At 42.8% G+C, this 16,016-nt stretch carries 19 protein-coding genes and 1 tRNA gene; 9 read left to right on the forward strand and 11 right to left on the reverse strand.

Translation table 11 applies throughout. The annotated features are described in order from the left end of the window. Positions 1-24: 24 nt before the first annotated feature. The 3 genes from NSQ91_RS24065 to NSQ91_RS24075 form a co-directional block, all read right to left on the reverse strand. The gene (locus tag NSQ91_RS24065) at positions 25-1,566 is read right to left on the reverse strand and encodes a DUF3502 domain-containing protein (protein WP_076305330.1); all 1,542 of its coding nucleotides are present in this window, start codon (positions 1,564-1,566) and stop codon (positions 25-27) included. 72 nt (positions 1,567-1,638) lie between these two features. Further along, positions 1,639-2,520: a carbohydrate ABC transporter permease gene (locus NSQ91_RS24070; protein ID WP_076305331.1), complete on the reverse strand. Its 882-nt coding sequence runs from the start codon at positions 2,518-2,520 to the stop codon at positions 1,639-1,641. Between the two features lie 6 nt (positions 2,521-2,526). Beyond that, entirely contained in the window at positions 2,527-3,465 is a 939-nt protein-coding gene (locus tag NSQ91_RS24075; protein ID WP_076305332.1) for an ABC transporter permease, read from the reverse strand. Between the two features lie 374 nt (positions 3,466-3,839). Between NSQ91_RS24075 and NSQ91_RS24080 the strand changes: the two genes are divergently transcribed. The 6 genes from NSQ91_RS24080 to NSQ91_RS24100 all read left to right on the forward strand — a co-directional run bounded on the left by NSQ91_RS24080 (position 3,840) and on the right by NSQ91_RS24100 (position 9,346). Further along, the gene (locus NSQ91_RS24080; RefSeq protein WP_076305333.1) at positions 3,840-4,064 is read left to right on the forward strand and encodes a hypothetical protein; all 225 of its coding nucleotides are present in this window, start codon (positions 3,840-3,842) and stop codon (positions 4,062-4,064) included. 398 nt (positions 4,065-4,462) lie between these two features. Further along, complete coding sequence (locus NSQ91_RS32110; RefSeq protein ID WP_440941459.1) at positions 4,463-4,606, forward strand: PAS domain-containing protein; 144 nt, start codon at positions 4,463-4,465, stop codon at positions 4,604-4,606. An 829-nt stretch (positions 4,607-5,435) separates the two neighbouring features. Next, the gene (gene manA / locus NSQ91_RS24085) at positions 5,436-6,380 is read left to right on the forward strand and encodes a mannose-6-phosphate isomerase, class I (protein WP_076305334.1); all 945 of its coding nucleotides are present in this window, start codon (positions 5,436-5,438) and stop codon (positions 6,378-6,380) included. A gap of 130 nt (positions 6,381-6,510) precedes the next feature. Then, on the forward strand, positions 6,511-6,909 hold the full coding sequence (locus NSQ91_RS24090) for a sigma-70 family RNA polymerase sigma factor (RefSeq protein WP_076305335.1): 399 nt from the start codon (positions 6,511-6,513) through the stop codon (positions 6,907-6,909). 50 nt (positions 6,910-6,959) lie between these two features. After that, positions 6,960-7,160 carry a helix-turn-helix domain-containing protein gene (locus NSQ91_RS24095; protein ID WP_076305336.1) on the forward strand — a complete coding sequence of 67 codons (201 nt, stop codon included), beginning with the start codon at positions 6,960-6,962 and terminating at the stop codon, positions 7,158-7,160. Between the two features lie 974 nt (positions 7,161-8,134). Beyond that, the gene (locus NSQ91_RS24100) at positions 8,135-9,346 is read left to right on the forward strand and encodes a tyrosine-type recombinase/integrase (RefSeq protein WP_339244489.1); all 1,212 of its coding nucleotides are present in this window, start codon (positions 8,135-8,137) and stop codon (positions 9,344-9,346) included. Positions 9,347-9,514: 168 nt separating this feature from the next. On the opposite strand, the gene NSQ91_RS24105 is transcribed toward NSQ91_RS24100, so the two are convergent. The 3 genes from NSQ91_RS24105 to NSQ91_RS24115 all read right to left on the reverse strand — a co-directional run bounded on the left by NSQ91_RS24105 (position 9,515) and on the right by NSQ91_RS24115 (position 10,998). Then, positions 9,515-9,600, reverse strand: a tRNA-Leu gene (locus NSQ91_RS24105). 159 nt (positions 9,601-9,759) lie between these two features. Then, the gene (locus NSQ91_RS24110) at positions 9,760-10,236 is read right to left on the reverse strand and encodes a WGxxGxxG-CTERM domain-containing protein (RefSeq protein WP_052097266.1); all 477 of its coding nucleotides are present in this window, start codon (positions 10,234-10,236) and stop codon (positions 9,760-9,762) included. Between the two features lie 75 nt (positions 10,237-10,311). Further along, positions 10,312-10,998, reverse strand: a complete 687-nt coding sequence (locus NSQ91_RS24115; RefSeq protein ID WP_036683338.1) for a M15 family metallopeptidase — start codon at positions 10,996-10,998, stop codon at positions 10,312-10,314. Positions 10,999-11,115: 117 nt separating this feature from the next. Here NSQ91_RS24115 and NSQ91_RS24120 point away from each other — a divergent pair, with 117 nt between their 5' ends. Beyond that, positions 11,116-11,280, forward strand: a complete 165-nt coding sequence (locus NSQ91_RS24120; RefSeq protein ID WP_169744799.1) for a hypothetical protein — start codon at positions 11,116-11,118, stop codon at positions 11,278-11,280. On the opposite strand, the gene NSQ91_RS24125 is transcribed toward NSQ91_RS24120, so the two are convergent. After that, on the reverse strand, positions 11,277-11,612 hold the full coding sequence (locus NSQ91_RS24125) for a YolD-like family protein (RefSeq protein WP_076128863.1): 336 nt from the start codon (positions 11,610-11,612) through the stop codon (positions 11,277-11,279). The two genes, NSQ91_RS24120 and NSQ91_RS24125, sit on opposite strands and share 4 nt — an antisense overlap. Before the next feature lie 214 nt (positions 11,613-11,826). Then, positions 11,827-12,387 (reverse strand): hypothetical protein, encoded by a 561-nt coding sequence (locus tag NSQ91_RS24130; protein WP_076128860.1) that lies wholly within the window; start codon positions 12,385-12,387, stop codon positions 11,827-11,829. Between the two features lie 117 nt (positions 12,388-12,504). Here NSQ91_RS24130 and NSQ91_RS24135 point away from each other — a divergent pair, with 117 nt between their 5' ends. Continuing rightward, on the forward strand, positions 12,505-12,993 hold the full coding sequence (locus NSQ91_RS24135; protein WP_076128858.1) for a PH domain-containing protein: 489 nt from the start codon (positions 12,505-12,507) through the stop codon (positions 12,991-12,993). Positions 12,994-13,065: 72 nt separating this feature from the next. Here the strand turns inward: NSQ91_RS24135 and NSQ91_RS24140 are convergent, their stop codons facing one another. Further along, positions 13,066-14,541, reverse strand: a complete 1,476-nt coding sequence (locus NSQ91_RS24140) for a glycosyl hydrolase (protein ID WP_076305586.1) — start codon at positions 14,539-14,541, stop codon at positions 13,066-13,068. Positions 14,542-14,711: 170 nt separating this feature from the next. Further along, on the reverse strand, positions 14,712-15,128 hold the full coding sequence (locus tag NSQ91_RS24145) for a cytidine deaminase (RefSeq protein WP_076128854.1): 417 nt from the start codon (positions 15,126-15,128) through the stop codon (positions 14,712-14,714). A gap of 100 nt (positions 15,129-15,228) precedes the next feature. On the opposite strand from NSQ91_RS24145, the gene NSQ91_RS24150 reads away from it, so the two are divergent. Further along, positions 15,229-15,666, forward strand: coding sequence for a NucA/NucB deoxyribonuclease domain-containing protein (locus tag NSQ91_RS24150; RefSeq protein ID WP_340920223.1), 438 nt, complete (start codon positions 15,229-15,231; stop codon positions 15,664-15,666). 81 nt (positions 15,667-15,747) lie between these two features. Here the strand turns inward: NSQ91_RS24150 and NSQ91_RS24155 are convergent, their stop codons facing one another. Then, entirely contained in the window at positions 15,748-15,897 is a 150-nt protein-coding gene (locus NSQ91_RS24155; RefSeq protein WP_155288175.1) for a hypothetical protein, read from the reverse strand. Positions 15,898-16,016: the final 119 nt, after the last annotated feature.

Raw genomic sequence — 16,016 nt, forward strand, 5'->3', positions numbered from 1 at the left:
CAATTCATAAGTTTTAACTGCAGACTATTGCGCGCTTGTTACAGCATCGATTTGCTTTTGAATCTCGTCGATCACCTTTTGTCCACCTACACCAAAAATTTTATCTTTTAGCATTAATTTTCCTTTATCCACAGACACTACGCCCTGGGACAGCGGCAGATAAACAGAATCAAAGAATGGAGTGACCTTGGCATATTCAGTCTTCACTGCTTCGGCATTAAAGCTGAATCCGGAAACAGGGCTGAGTGTAAATGTCTTTGCATCTCTCGACTTATTGAACCATTCCTTATCGTCGGAGAGCATATTGTCCGGAGTGCGCACAAGCGTTGGACGCCAGGTCATTACATAGCCGGGGAACGAATATCCAGAAAGCTGTTTGAACCCGGTGTCTCCAGAAGCTTCCCAATCCTTGCCTTCAACGCCATACTCCAACAGATCATGGTTTTCCTTGATCGAAAGCCAGTTGGCTACATCCATAACAAGCTCGGCATTCTTAGATGCTTTCGGGATACAGAAGAAATTCCATTGTTGGAAGGTTGAATACGGTTTGGAGGCTTCATCAAAAGGAACAACAACTTCAAGCCCGGCCCCGGGATTTTTAAGGACATCCATATATTTCAGTCCTTCTACACCGTCGCTGGCATACAGTGTTGAGGCATATTTGCCTTGGTTGAACAATGTTACAGCGTTTTGCTCCTGGGCAATGTTTTTGGACAGTATTCCGTCTTTGTAATATTTGGTGGAGCGTTCAAATGCCTGATCAAACGTTTTCGCATCCCAAGCGCCAACAACTTTCTTGTCACTGTTTGAATAGTAAAACATCGGAACGGAGGTTTCGATATCATTCTGTGATGTATTTGCAGAATCCGAGAATATGATAGGCAACTTATCCGCTCTACGTCCATCGATAATAAACGGCTTGATATCGCTTTCTTTCTCTTTGACTGTGTACAGGAATTTCTCCACATCTGCTACCGTTTTCAGTTCAGGCATGCCGTATTTCTCACGCAGATCCTTGCGGATTACGAAGCCGTAGAGCGTTCCTTGGGTGGTTCCCAGCGGAATCCCCATGATTTTGCCGCCGAATTTGTTTGCATCCCACATTTGGTCGGGAATGGATTCCTTCAGTTCCTTGCGCGCCGCTGCCATATCATCCAGTGCAATAATCGAGCCGCTGGCAATCATTTGGGACAGTGACAGCCACGGAGCATCCAGATACATGTCGAATTCTTCACCGGCGGACATTTTCACGGATACCGAATTTCCGTAGTCGGACCAGGGAAGGAAATTAATATTCAGCGAAGCTCCAACATTATCGGCTTTCAGCTTCTCGTTGACGGCCTTGAGTACATCGTCGAAGCCGGTAGGCTTATCCCCCGGGAAAAAGGCTTTCAGCGCCACAACTTCTTTGGGAGTCTCTACCGTAGTGGTTGGTTCGCCAGTCTGTGGAGCATTTGTTGCCTCGGCAGCAGTGCCGTTGTTTCCGTTATTGCCACCACAGCCGGCAAGCAGCATGGAAAGCGACATGGTCGCAGCCAAGGTGGTACTTAGAAATTTTCTTTTCATTTTTATAACCCTCCCTAAATGTGTAATGCTTATATGCGATAACCGGAAACTCCGGTTAATGCCATGATAAGGTCAGCCTTTGACAGCACCGACGGTAAGACCTTTGACAAAATACTTTTGCAAAAACGGATACAGCAGGACGATCGGACCGATCGTCAGGACCGTTGTAGCCATTCGTACTCCGTAGGTCGGAGCCTGGGTGGCAATCGCTGCGGAAGCCGGAATCAGATTCTTCGCCGCTTCCATGTTGGAGACCATCCGGCGCAGAATCAATTGCAGCGGGAACAGCTTCTCGTTGTCAACAAACATCAGGCCCATAAACCAATCGTTCCAATAGTACAGTGCGTAGAACAATCCTACAGAAGCCAGGATCGGTTTGGAGATCGGCAGAATTATCTGAAAGAACACTCTCATCTCATTGGCTCCGTCAATCCGGGCCGCTTCCTCCAGCTCCTCCGGCACGGTCCGGAAAAAGCTGACCAGCAGAAATACCAGGAAAGGCTGGCAGAGCAGCGGAAGAATAAGCGCCCAGATGGTATTCTGCAGATGCAGCCACTGGCTGACCACAATATAGAAAGGAATAATCCCTCCTGAAAAAAGCATCGGCAGGTAGCAAAAGAGCAAAAACGGCGTTTGCAACACATTTCGTTTATTAGCCAGTGAATAGGCCAGCATGGCTGATATGCAAAGTGCGGTCAGTGTGCCCAGGGTCGTAACGATTAGTGTAACACCATAACCCTGGTACAGGGCATCGGAATGCAGCAGCGCCTGGTAAGCGGCAACTGAGAATTTTTTGGGAAAAAGCGAATAACCGTTAACAATCAGTTCACCCTCATCGGTGAAGGATCCGATTACCATCAGTAGAAAGGGAAAAATACAGAACAGGGTGAAGATTACAAGAATAATATAGGCAGCAGCAGTAAATAAGCGGTCAGACAACGACTGTTTCATCATTTCCTCCTAGAACAAAGCAGATTCTTTGGACATTTTGCGAGTAACCGCATTGGCGATTATTACAAAAATCAACCCCATAACGGATTGGAACAAGCCTACCGCAGAGGACATTCCGAAATCATGGAGCTGCCTCATCGAGCGGAATACGAAGGTATCAATAACATCGGTGGTAGGGTACAGCAGAGAATTGTCCCCGATAATAGCATAAATCATGGCAAAATCCCCATTGAATATTTTGCCAACTGCGAGTAGGGTCATAATGGAAATCGTTGGTACCAGCAGAGGCAGTGTGATTTTCATCATGATCTGCATCTTCGAGGCGCCGTCAATGCGGGCAGCTTCATACAAATCCTCGGAAATTCCAGTAATAGCTGCCAAAAAGATAATGGAAAGGTAGCCTGCTCCCTGCCATACCCGGATAACCGTCAGAATCCATGGCCACAGCACCGACTCAAACATCCAGTTGACCGGCTCAAAGCCCAGATTCTGAAGCCAAGCATTCACCGGAGGCGATTCACCACCCAGGAATGACTGGACAAGCATGCCAATCACAATCCATGACATGAAATAAGGAAGAAAGATTAATGATTGTGATATTCTTTTAAAATACTTATTGCGAATCTCATTGAACATCAGGGCGATCAGAACAGCCGCAAGCGTTGTAAATAGAATAAAGAGCACATTCAGCAGTACCGTGTTGCGCAGGATCACCCAAAAATCATCGGATGTGAAAAAATAATTGAAGTTCCGCAGCCCCACCCAGTCACTGCCAGTGATTCCCTTGGAAAAGTCATAATCCTTAAAAGCGATCATGATTCCGTAAATCGGAAAATAGCTGAATACAAGAAAGAACAATAACCCCGGCACCGCCATCCAGTATAAAAAAGGATTTCGCGCTATCTGCCGCAGCTTGTAGCCCATCCCCCGACCTCGCACATGTTGCATTCCTAAAAGACCTCCTAGTTTCGTTGTAATGAGTCATGTCTACTTCTTCTTGTCTGAGCTAACATTAACAAGACCTTATAAACCCCGCAATTGCGAGATTTAACAGGAATTACTATATACATGAATCTCTCCCGTTTCCCGAAAGCATCAAAACTTCAAGAAGCATCAATGTCTGAAATAAAACAATTGATGGCATGCGGAGAACAAGCCTGCACAAAATCGAAATTCCAGAAAAAACCTTAATATATCAACAGGATGTTAAGGATTTATCGTTTTTTTCTGACCGGAGAGCCGTTACTTTAGAGGTATAGAAAAAGGGGGGTGGTAACAGGAGACCATTATTGTAAAATTTGCGCCTTCAAGGAGGAGAATTGATGAGAGCACGAAAAATTCCAAAGATTATGGTGGGTTGGCTATGCGCTCTTTGTGGCGTTTACGGAGCCGCGATACGGAACGTTATGCCAATGCCGCAAGTGCACGCAGCGGCAGCCACGACATTGAATGTGGATGCAGCTACAGTGGGCTCGCCTGTGAGTATCATGTTTCCAAGTACTACAGATATCATTTACTCTCTATATAGAGTGAACTTAAGAATCTAATTTGCTGCATGGACGAAATCCATGCTCTGCAAGGGGTTCGTCCATCGGCTGGCTATCATTCTTAAGTTCAGCTTATATAGTTGTCTTATTGCAATGGATTTTTCTTCAGTGATACGGTATGCAACCGGTCTTGCCTCCAGTTTTGAATGAAGCAGATTCGCGTGTGAAAAAGCCCATAAATATTAAAGACCTTAATACAATAATCATTTGATTTTTTCCGCTTTCTTTGGCGGTTTGCCAGCTTCTCTGTTGACTGCCCGTTTAGTTGTCATTGGCAGATCAACTTTTTTCGGTACTCTTTCCCCTATATCTATAGGGGCATCTTAGTGAGCAGCGGCAGCGGATTAATTATATAGTATATTGAGCAATATTGGCGGTGCTGGCTCCTCTCCCTGCATATGCTTCAAGAAGCCATTTCCCAGTCCTCTGTAGGCAACGTAATTATCGTTTACGATTCTAAAGAACGGATTACACATATAAATAAGAATGCGGAAACGATTCTTGGGTATAAGGGAAACGCCGCTGATTTTTCATGTTCCTGATGAAGTGATCGCTTACTCCGAAGAGTTGTCTATTCTTAAAGGCACGCTATTCATATTGTACGTCATCCCGTCTGCACTCCTGCTCGAGTCTGCTCACCTAAATGAATTGTTATGATCTAAAAGAGTTTCTATCAGTTCTCCTATTTTTTAGCTGAACATATCAGTTATTTTCCATCTCCAGTTTGTCACCCCCTATTCAGCCCACCTTCTGAAGGCCCATCTTCTAACATCGTAGGCGTGCACAGGTCGGCGTCCATTTCGAAATTCGCCTATCGCTTTCATAATTCAGTCGTAGCTTTTTCAAAACGGAGCTACAGCTCTCATTTTTAAGCAAGATGATACCATTTGTGTCTGTTTTACCCTATAGTTTAATAAACAACTCAGCAGCAATGGAGGAATCAACACTCGAATCCTGAAATGTATTCTACGTTAAAAACTTTTCAAAAGCTTACGATCTCCTTTCTACTGCTCGTTCTAATCACTGTTAACCTACTGTAGAGTGCTCTTTTCTCGCTGTTCACTGACAACGACTTAGATGAAATCAACCGCCGCTCCAAAACGACCCTGTCTCAAATCAGCTAAACTTCCAACATGAACTACAGTCAGGTCATGACTATCTGCAATTTTTGATTACCGATCCGAAGATTGTTTATTTCCTGAAGGGCAAGGAGGAGGACAAAACCAAAAAATATATTCCTTTCAGCAAATGGCGCAAATCAAAATGTCTATCCGTTCATCTACAGCATCATTTAATTCTCTATCTCGCTGACTTAATTGGTGTTGCCGGCCTTATATTTAACCATTATTTAAAAAAGGAGTTATAACTTTTATGAATCTACCTATTTTTTTGCAACCTGTTTTTCAAGAACGTATTTGGGGTGGAACGAAACTTAAAGAATTGTTCAATTATCCCATTCCAAATGACTCGACTGGCGAATGCTGGGCGATATCGGCACATCCTAATGGTCAGAGCATTGTAAAAGGAGGCGTATTTCAAGGTATGTCACTAGGGGAGCTATGGAACTCGAAACCTGAACTGTTCGATTCAAGTTCACTAGTGTTTCCCTTACTCATTAAAATTTTGGACGCCTCAGACAATTTGTCTATTCAGGTGCATCCAGATGATAGTTATGCCGATAAGAATGAGAATGGAGAGCTTGGTAAAACGGAATGTTGGTACATTGTTGATGCTGAACCTGGTGCCACTATTATATACGGGCATGAAGCATCATCTAAGCAGGAACTAGAATATATGATTCTAAATGAGGAATGGGAGAAACTACTCAGAAGGATTCCAGTAAAGAAAGGAGATTTTTTCTATGTTCCCAGTGGCACATTACATGCTTTGGGGAAAGGAATTGTTGTATTGGAGACCCAACAAAGTTCTGACACAACTTATCGAGTGTATGATTATGGTCGCCGAGATAATAATGGGAATTTGCGTGAACTTCATTTAGAGAAAGCCGTCGATGTTATAACCACATCACAGATACATACCCAGTCTTCATATGTAACCCACAAATATGACGGACTCAATACAACCATATTTGTTTCGAATTCGTTCTTTACAGTAGAAAAATGGGAAATCTTTAAAAAAACAAAATTACCTGCTCATCCGAAATATTCTCTCGTTAGTGTGATTGAGGGCAGTGGCTTTCTTAGGATCTTAGACGACGAGTATAGACTAAATAAAGGTGATCATCTTATTCTTCCTGTTGATTGCGGGCCTTATGAAATTGATGGAATGCTTCAGCTTATCATTTCATGTGAATAATTTGTACCATATGCTATTGTGCTAATTAAATAATAAAAATACAAAAATTTTTTACATTTTTTTATATGAAAACCTAAGGTTGCCTTTTATTTTCATCACTCCCATTTATTTTATGAGAGGAGATGGATTTATGCATAATATTATTAAAGATCAAAAAGCAACTAAAAATGCTTTTAGTAGTTATGCACAGTCGTGTTTACGTCATGCGAGTCGAGATTATTTTAAAAAAGCTCTTCGCTATAATTCTCATACCACTCTGTTGGACGAAAATGAATTGCATGACATTAGCCCCAGCCTTAATATTTATTTATCGTCCTCTATACGAGTCGAAAATCGTGCTACATTTTTACAAATCATCGATGAATTGAAATTTAATGCTGTAGAAAAGAAGGTATTGGTATTAAAGTACTGTAAGGACCAAACTGACAAAGAAATTGCCAATAATCTTGGTATATCAAGACAAGCTGTCAGTAAAATGAAAGCAAATTTATTACGAAAATTAAAAGAGCATCTTTGTTTATATTGTTAAACTAATAATTCTATTAACCTTACATTAAATTAAAAAGGGATGGAATCATTATGCAAGAAATAGGTACACTTATTGAATTGGCTCAGAGTGGCAATCGTGATGCCGAAGCTAGACTGATTTTTCTTTATCAACCACTTATAAATAAATTTGCAAAACAAAATGGGCATATAGATGAGGATTGCAGACAACACCTTACATTAGAATTCATATTAGCAGTACGTCGCTTTAATCTTAAACGTTATTATCGTTAGATTTTGAAGATTGTGTATTTTTTCAAGAGGCTTTCATTAATAAATATTTTTATAAATAAATCTATGTAATCATTTTTTAACCCCCTGTCTTTATGGCAAGGGGTATCTTTATATTAGTAAAATCATTCTATCCAGATATGTAAAGGAGCAAAAAACAGTTCAAAATTTTAGAATTTCAATTGCTTATTACTTGTCTCATTCCCATTTAAATTATAGGCACTAAGCTTTACTAAACCACTTCTAAGTCCCTTACTCGTTCTTTGATATCTACATATCTTCTGTTCAAGTACTTTCCCATTGCTCCTGTCACAGCAGAAGCGACAAAGAGGAAGCGCCAAGACGGATCACATGTGTCCTGAGCGACTATCTTTCCGACTTGAATCGTCCTATGGTAGGATGAATCGCAAAGATCGGCATTGGGGATTATGATACTTCTGCCTGGCCAGCGTCACTGCATTGGGGGCAGCCTGCTCGGATGAGGGGGAGCTTTTAAAAAAAGCTATGATGTCGAGTAACCGTCGGCAGCTTGAACAGATCTCTATGAATTTGATAAGAATATATTGATTCATTAATAACATCTCCAACCTCCATTTATCTGCAAAAATTATCTTTGATAAGGAAGTGCTTTAGATGCCAAATGATATAGGAAAGCTAGAATTTCAATCTTTACTTCTGTTTATGTATTGTGATTTTCCCGATGTAGTTAATATAGATCAATTGTGTATCATGCTAGGCAACATAAGCACAAAAACTGCTTACAAATTATTGCAAGCAGATCGTATACAGTACTTTAAGATTGGTAGGATATACAAAATCCCCAAAATCTATATTATCAATTACTTAACCTCAGTTGGGAACAGTACTTCATCCTGTAACTTTCACACTTTACCGCATTGAACCACCGTTCTCATACGTGTTATAATTAATACGTCAATGGTAGGGTTAATGCGGGCTGCTATGAAGGAGGAAAATTCATGGTAGCAGGCCACCTACAAGAAAAGAAAGGTCTTTTTTATATTGTCCTGAATTGCAAGAATGAAGAAGGTAAGAGAAAACCAAAGTGGATTCCAACTGGCCTTATGGTAAAAGGAAACAAAAAAAGAGCAGAAGCATTGCTATTAGAGACAAGGAGGGAATTCACTCTTCTTTTAAATGCTGCTAAGGAAGAATCGATAGTTGAAGAAATTATCGAAGAAAAACCAGCTGAAGAGCCAGTTGATCAGGGACCACTATTTTCTGACTTCATGCTTCAGTGGCTTACAATGATGAAACACCAGGTAGAATTTATCACTTACGCTTCATATCACAACGTCATTAATAATCATATTGTACCTTACTTTGAAGAAAAAGGGCTGTTCCTCAAAGAGCTATTACCATGTCACATTCAAGATTACTATCAGTACGAGCTTGAAGAAAATGGAGTGACGACCAATACGGTTCTCCACTATCACGCTAATATTCGCAAAGCGCTAAAGCATGCGCTTAAAAATGATTTAATTAACACCAATCCAGCAGATAAGATTGAAAGACCTAAGAAGAATGATTTTGTAGGCAGTTTCTACAATAAGCAGGAAACTAATATTCTGTTCGAAAAAGTTAAGGGTGAACTGATAGAACTGGCAGTCATTCTTGCGGCTTTTTATGGATTGCGGCGAAGTGAAGTAGTTGGGTTGAAATGGACAGCTATAAATTTTGAAAATAAAACGATTAGTATTAGGCACACTGTAACTCCGGTTTATTTTGAAGGTCAGGAACACATCATTGAAAAGGACCGGGCTAAAAATAAACCAAGTCGCCGCACCTTACCACTTGTGCCAGCCTTTGAGGAATTACTGCTGCGTATTCGTGAGCTTCAAGCTCTCAATAAAGCCATGTGTGGTAAATCCTACTGCACTGATTACAAGGAGTATATCTATCTGGATAAGTTGGGACAACGAATTAAACCCGGCTATATCACACAAAACTTTACTAGAAATCTTAAAAAAAATGGTTTGCGTCATATCCGTTATCACGACCTGCGTCATAGTTGTGCAAGCCTCTTACTCGCCAATGGAGTCAGTATGAAAGAAATTCAGGAATGGCTGGGACACAGCAACTATTCTACAACGGCCAACATTTATTCTCATCTTGAGTACAGTTCCAAAATATCTTCGGCATCAACAATGAGTGGTGTTTTAGTCTTTTAATAAAAAAGATCGCACCACCCTCAATAATTCATGAGAGTCATGCGATCTTCTCCTCGTTCTCTCCTCCGGAAAAGGGAGAGAACTGCAGGAGAGAACTCGTTAAAAAGTTCTCTCCCAAGCTGTTTCTAAAACCAAGGTTTTTCGGAAAAAACCCTTATAAATCAAGGATGCCGAGGACGGGGGTCGAACCCGTACGGTACTCACGTACCGCAGGATTTTAAGTCCTGTGCGTCTGCCTGTTCCGCCACCCCGGCATATTATGTGTTGAAGCTTCATACGTTGTTCACATATAACGCGACAAGAAATATAATATCATGAATATCGATAACGCGCAATCCTTTTTCAAAAAAATTTTATTCACAATAAAAATAACCCGTTCAGCCAGAACCGATACGGGTTATTATAAACGCGGATTATCTACGCTCGTCACTTCTGCTTCTCATTCCGGCAAGTCCCAAAAGTCCAAGCAGACCGAGCCAGCCCCAGTTAGATCCTTTGTTAGTTGCAGCATTCGTTGTTGTACTAGTTGCACGGTATTTGCCGGTCTGTGTGGTGTTGGTTGCCGGGTTGACAGTGCTGTTGGTTCTGTAGTTGTTCCGGGTGTCATTGTAGTTATTGGTGTTGTAGTTGTTAGGTCTGTAATTATCATCGATGCGGATCTTGTCTTTCATAATGCTCTCATGCTGATTCATTGTTCCCGTGGTGCCGTTCATTAAATTGCCTTCCGTGTTCATCATCCGAGTGTGTTCCGCAGTCCCATCCATCCCGGTATTCGCGGCGGGGATACCGCCCAATGCTGCTGATCCCACGGCATTTGATGCATAGCTAGCTCCCATTAGACTCATTGATAATACAGTACCGCATGCAAGGCTTGTTATCAGCTTGTTCACAGTGTTATGCCTCCCTTTAAGGTTAGTTATCACTGATAATTTCCCCTTGGACGACACTGTCTATGCATGGTGGTTTTACTCTTTTACTACATTAACTGTCTTAGTCACAGCATCATAAGTAACCTTTGCTCCAAGCGCCTCAGCCAGCGCACGTATGGGCACATAGGTTATTCCGGTATCAAGAACGCCATCGGTAAGCTTGCGGCCGTTTAGGTTAATGGTCACTGTAACGTCTTTGTTCACTTGATCATCCCCTCCGGTAATCTTTTTTAAAGCCTCTTTGGCTTGGTCCGTCGTTGGACGTTTACCTGCCCGAAGTTGATCTATAGTTAATCCGAAAGTCATTTGCAGATGTGAATAATCTTTAAAAGAGGTCCAGTCCCCGCCCCATTCTAAACCAAGCCGCTTAGCCTCCTGTACAACCTCTTGCCAATCCGCTGTCTTATCCTTATCACCATCACGATTGATATCCCAAGAAAGGCTAGTGCCATTCGGCAGCAAAAGCGCAAAATCAAACGCAAGACCATAATTATGATAGCTGGTACCGCCTTTAGCGTTGGTAACTATCGGTCCTGGTTTGCTTCTACCCTGCGCATACAAAGCATTTTGCTCAGCAATGGTCCGTAGACCCTGAGTAATAACGATAGGGACTCCTCTCGCATGGCTTTGCTGAATCAAAACATTCGCACCTGCCGCCAAGACAGGATGAAGCCCGACCAGACGCGCCGCGGATTTTTCCCTCAATTGCTCCAAAGTCAGCATAGAATCACCCCTTTGGTATATTCAATGATGACGCTGCCCTATTTGCCTGTACCCCTGTCCCCTTTAGGATGATTTCCACAAAAAAGGACAAAATATTTAACGAAAGGTGGGAGACATATGGATATTCATAGCGATAGCTATAAAGTTGCAGCCCTTAGTGAACAGGAAGAAGCACTGGAAATTATTCGGAATGCTGAAGCTTCCATTGCACATCTGACCGGTAATCCTACCGTTACCTTAATCGCTTATGAGAAAAGCGAAGGCAACGGCTCTCAGCATTAAACGATGTAGACCTCGACAATATCATCCACATCGATCCACTTCCATTCCTCCGCCCACTGCAGCTTAAACTCACGCGAGTGGGTGTGAATGGAAGTCACAAAACCACTTAACATAGTATTTTCAAAAGGGTCAAAAAGAACAACTGTCACTCGTACATGACTCCGCAACGACAAAGCCAGTGTACATTCAATCTCCTCCAGCTTCTGCTCATCCAGAATAGGCTTGATGCGGCGCAGCGTTTCCCGTTCATCTCTTATAATTCGTATCTTATGCTCCGGCAGCATCATGCGGCTGCTTTCCCACAGCCCGTTTTTCTCCAGCTTTTTGCCCATGGTAACCCCTCCTTAATTATATATCTATTCCTCTCAACACGAACGTATGTTTGTATTATATCCGCATCTTCGCATATTAATCAATAATCAGGAAAAAGATACCTTTTTAAGGGTCACTCTTTATTCAAAAGATATATATTAATGTATATCTATTCAAGCTAAAATTCGCAGCAAAAAGACGCTGACAGATAAACTGCGCAGCGCCTGATTTGATTTATTCTTGAACAACGTCCCCAGACTCTGAGGTAGCCTGACCTTCGGAGTCTATAAGTCCTGTTGCTTCTCTTGCCTCGTTAAGCTTGGAAATACCGAATAACATCGCTACATCAGCGTTCTGATTCAATTCATTAAATTGCTCAGCCGTAACGTTTGCGGAATCAGCGCCTTGAGAGGCCTCTTCTTTTAAAGAATAAGCACTTTCAAAGGCAACTTTAGACTCTTCGAGCAACTTACGAATGTCTTCAGGCAAGCTGGAGGAAATTTTTACTTTCTCGGCTTGATTCGATAAATCAGTTGCGGTACTCTGGAATTGCTTAATTTTCTTCTCCAACTGCTTGTCCGTGAGTTCTCCTGCTGAATAACCCGCAATGGCTTCGTTGAACTCCGCTAAAGAAGTTTTTCCTGACTCTTCAAGTTTAGACATTTCATTGTAGAAGTTTTGCACGGTTTCCTGCACTTCTTCCTCCGTGGCAGGTGCCGATGAAGTTGAATTATTGCTGCAGGCGCTAAGGATGACAGTCATCATCAGCATTCCTATTAGTAAAGCTTTTTTCATTATTTATCCCTCCACTTAACAGGATAATGTCGGTTTGTGTAAAGCGCAAATGAAATATATGTAAAATGACTGTTATGTTATAATTATTTTAATTGTGATCAGGAAAGGAGAGTATTTATGCCTTATTGCACCACCTGTGGAGCGGAATACAAGCAGGGCGCTAAATTTTGTGGAGAATGTGGAACCAGCCTTGACGGTACCGCTCCAGTAACCGCTCATCGACCAGCAGTAGATAATCATGTCATTCAAGAAGTCGTGCTCTGGAAAGGCAAACCTGCCGGCATCTCGGATCGACTCAAAGGAATCGTAGGACTTAACACAACTTCATATACCATTACAAGTCAGCGTATTATGGTAAAGACCGGACTTATCGGTAAAAATGTTGAAGAAATCGAATTGCTGCGCGTACGCGATTTATCCGTAAAACAGTCTATCATGGACCGGATGCTTGGCATTGGATCATTAACTGTATTTTCTGATGATGCCTCAGCGCCTCAGCTTCTTTTTCGAAAAATCCATGATGCCCAAACCGTCAAAGATGTTCTGCGCAAAGCCGTTCGTGACGAGAAGATCGCCAACAACATTAGCTACCGCGAGCAAATTTAAGACGTTCATACGTAAAAAGGCCCCGGAAAACCGGGGCTTTTTGCTTGCGCTTGCACACTTGAAGTACTCTTTTTATGGAAGATAAAATGCCCCCGCTGGGATAACCCCCTTGATCTGGCTCGGACTCTCCCACTGCAAAACAACCCGGGCGTCGCCCGCATTCTCATAATACTCCACCTTTATTTCATACGGCTTACCTGCAATCAGGTTTATGCTCCCTTTTCGTTCCTGGCCGCTCTGATTCACCCAACTATCAATGACTAGCCCGCCATCAATCCATACCCGTATCCCATCATCAGAGTAGGAATAAATGGTATACACCTCGCTAAAAGCAGCCGTCAGCTTCCCACTCCACCGCACAGAGAACGCATCTACACGAATGGCAGGATCAGGCGAACCTTGTCTCCATGAAAAGTTAATATTGGCATCCGTACGCAACAGTGCAGGCGTGCCGCTAAGCGTCATGTTATTGTAATATTGGCCACAGAGTCCACTCTCCAGCACACTATCCCCGATAGCAGCGAAAGCGGCGGCCTCAGCAGCATACTCCTCTCGTGTGAATACCATTTTATCGTTCATAAAAGCTTTTATCACAGCATCGGTATTCTTCTCATAGAGGAGTTTCCCCCAGGTCAGCTGATAAGACCATTTGGGCTGTGTTTTGGACAACAGTTCAGCAGACGGAAGCTCTCCATTCTCACCAATCGCAATCAGCTTGCCACGACCCAGATCCCATAAATTATCATAATGACTAATCTTGAAATCCGCGTCATAAATGTCGAGCGCCAGCACATCTACCTTATCACTGCCCGGATAGTATTCTGCCGGCTCATCACACCACTGATTTTTTGCATTTGGACTCCAAACCCACAATAAATTATGCAGCTTATGATAATTGGTAAAACGATCGAACATAAGGTTCCACAATGCAGCGTAATTGCTCTTTTGCCCCCACCAAAACCATCCACCATTCATTTCATGATACGGCCGCCAAAGTACAGGAACCCCTGCGTCATTAAGCTTTTTCAGCGACAGGGCTATCTTATCCAGATCAGCTAACAGAGCATTATACTGGGTGGTACCTGGGGTTATATATTTATCAAAATCAGCATTGTTTAGGCTCGTATTTACATTCCCCCAAGTTGGCGCTGTCCCCGGTAATGCAGCGTGATAACACATCGTTACGATCCCACCGGCCCTAGACCAGCGTATCGCACTGCTGACGACCCAATTCCGTTGATTGTCAATTAGAGCCTGTGACTGATTATTGATTGCGCCCAGCTCGTAGCCATGAAGCGCAGCATATTGCCCACTCGTATTTTTAAGCTTCTCCATGAGCTCGTCTGCACTTTCCAAATAATCATGTTGGCCGCTTATCACACCCTTTCCCTGCAAGTAATAGAGGGTATTCAGCAATAGCTGAGCCGAGGACGACAGCCCCGAATCCGCCGGAGCCATTTGTAATCTGCGAAAAGCCATCTGCCACTGCACATCGCCCACGAACCTTGATGCTGAATCAACCATCTGACGAATAATCCGCTGCTCCATCTATTCTCACCATCCTTTTAAATCTTTTTAAGTTATAGTATGGGGACGATAGTGACATGAACTCAGCGAATGGACATGAAGTTGTAAAATAAGTTGGGACGATATAAGGAACTGCTGAATAAATTCACGGCTCAACAAAAAAAAGGAGCTCCGCGGCTCCTCATTATTTCTTATCTTGTGTACCTTAAAGGCAATAGCTCAGTGATTTCATATTTAGCTAATCGGTCATCCTCCGATACAATTATCTTGCAGTCTATTCCGTAATCCGCAATTAACTCTCGGCACATGCCGCAGGGAGAAACTACTTTAATCTCTTTTCCCTCGCTGTCTGGATCAGAATGCCTTACCGCAACAATCGTATCAAATTCCTTATAACCTTCGGATATCGCTTTGCCAATCACCATCGCTTCTGCACAGACTGTAATCCTCCCCATGCTGGCTTCCACATGTACCGCTGTAAAAATCTCTCCTGTTTTAGTACGAAGCGCTGCACCCACATGGTGCCGTCCCCATTCATAACGCCTGGTAATTATATCTTCGGCAGCCGCAATAAGCGTCTGATCCTCAATGGTAATTATGTACTCCATATCCAGTTCCGTCCTCCTTTATTTTACCTAATTATATTAAATCGCACTGAATTATGATATAAGATATACTATTTTAAGTGCCAAAAAAGGAGGAGCAGAATTGAAAGTAAAAAAATGGATCTCCAGTCTCATCATTGTTGCATTACTTGCTTTGGCTAGTTACTGGTTTGAACAAAACGGAGAGCCTACAGACCCCTCGTCTCCATCCGATTCGAGTGTTGTTCAGCTAACCTTCCCATCAGACCGCTATCCTGAGACCGCCAAACATATTCAGGATGCCATTGCGAAGGGTGAATCCGCCACATGTACGATTAACCGAGAGCAGGCTGAAGAGAACCGTAAAGAGTCCTTAAAAGGGATTCCCACTAAAAAGGGATATGACCGGGATGAATGGCCAATGGCTATGTGTAAGGAAGGCGGCGTTGGTGCCGACATTGAATACATAACGCCAAGCGATAACCGCGGGGCAGGAAGCTGGGTTGGCAATCAGCTGGAGGATTATGCAGACAGAACCCGGGTAGAATTTATGTTTAAATAACGGTCTGTCTGACCAGCCCCAGGCAATAGAATAGCCCCACCTGGCATTCGCCAGATAGGGCTACACTGCACATCAGCTAACTTAGAATAAGCAAGCTTTAGTGATGATAACCAGCAAGATGAAAAGTACCAGAATTGCTCCTGTTGAAGTCCAAGGACTACACACCGGACCTACTGATGCTGGACTTACTACCGGACCTACGTTACAACCACAACCATGTTCCATTCCCATTTTCAATTCCTCCTAATGATTAATGACTACAGCACAAGATATGTAAAAAGGAGATAAGCCGTTTGGGCGAATTGGCAAACAAATGCCAATCACCTAATGAATTGAAGGTGGACAGTCGA

It is taken from the genome of Paenibacillus sp. FSL R7-0048 (assembly GCF_038004505.1).
Taxonomy (GTDB): Bacteria; Bacillota; Bacilli; order Paenibacillales; family Paenibacillaceae; genus Paenibacillus_AQ; species Paenibacillus_AQ odorifer.

Bases quoted from the DNA above. Each gene is read 5' to 3' on its own strand.
- NSQ91_RS24080 (WP_076305333.1), top strand. From the start codon at position 3,840: ATGAGAGCACGAAAAATTCCAAAGATTATGGTGGGTTGGCTATGCGCT.
- NSQ91_RS24125 (WP_076128863.1), bottom strand. From the start codon at position 11,612: ATGGGCAAAAAGCTGGAGAAAAACGGGCTGTGGGAAAGCAGCCGCATG.
- NSQ91_RS24090 (WP_076305335.1), top strand. From the start codon at position 6,511: ATGCATAATATTATTAAAGATCAAAAAGCAACTAAAAATGCTTTTAGT.
- NSQ91_RS24100 (WP_339244489.1), top strand. From the start codon at position 8,135: ATGGTAGCAGGCCACCTACAAGAAAAGAAAGGTCTTTTTTATATTGTC.
- NSQ91_RS24075 (WP_076305332.1), bottom strand. From the start codon at position 3,465: ATGCAACATGTGCGAGGTCGGGGGATGGGCTACAAGCTGCGGCAGATA.
- NSQ91_RS24095 (WP_076305336.1), top strand. From the start codon at position 6,960: ATGCAAGAAATAGGTACACTTATTGAATTGGCTCAGAGTGGCAATCGT.
- manA (WP_076305334.1), top strand. From the start codon at position 5,436: ATGAATCTACCTATTTTTTTGCAACCTGTTTTTCAAGAACGTATTTGG.
- NSQ91_RS24145 (WP_076128854.1), bottom strand. From the start codon at position 15,128: ATGGAGTACATAATTACCATTGAGGATCAGACGCTTATTGCGGCTGCC.
- NSQ91_RS24155 (WP_155288175.1), bottom strand. From the start codon at position 15,897: ATGGGAATGGAACATGGTTGTGGTTGTAACGTAGGTCCGGTAGTAAGT.
- NSQ91_RS24130 (WP_076128860.1), bottom strand. From the start codon at position 12,387: ATGAAAAAAGCTTTACTAATAGGAATGCTGATGATGACTGTCATCCTT.
- NSQ91_RS24070 (WP_076305331.1), bottom strand. From the start codon at position 2,520: ATGATGAAACAGTCGTTGTCTGACCGCTTATTTACTGCTGCTGCCTAT.
- NSQ91_RS24120 (WP_169744799.1), top strand. From the start codon at position 11,116: ATGGATATTCATAGCGATAGCTATAAAGTTGCAGCCCTTAGTGAACAG.
- NSQ91_RS24115 (WP_036683338.1), bottom strand. From the start codon at position 10,998: ATGCTGACTTTGGAGCAATTGAGGGAAAAATCCGCGGCGCGTCTGGTC.
- NSQ91_RS32110 (WP_440941459.1), top strand. From the start codon at position 4,463: ATGCTTCAAGAAGCCATTTCCCAGTCCTCTGTAGGCAACGTAATTATC.
- NSQ91_RS24065 (WP_076305330.1), bottom strand. From the start codon at position 1,566: ATGAAAAGAAAATTTCTAAGTACCACCTTGGCTGCGACCATGTCGCTT.
- NSQ91_RS24140 (WP_076305586.1), bottom strand. From the start codon at position 14,541: ATGGAGCAGCGGATTATTCGTCAGATGGTTGATTCAGCATCAAGGTTC.
- NSQ91_RS24135 (WP_076128858.1), top strand. From the start codon at position 12,505: ATGCCTTATTGCACCACCTGTGGAGCGGAATACAAGCAGGGCGCTAAA.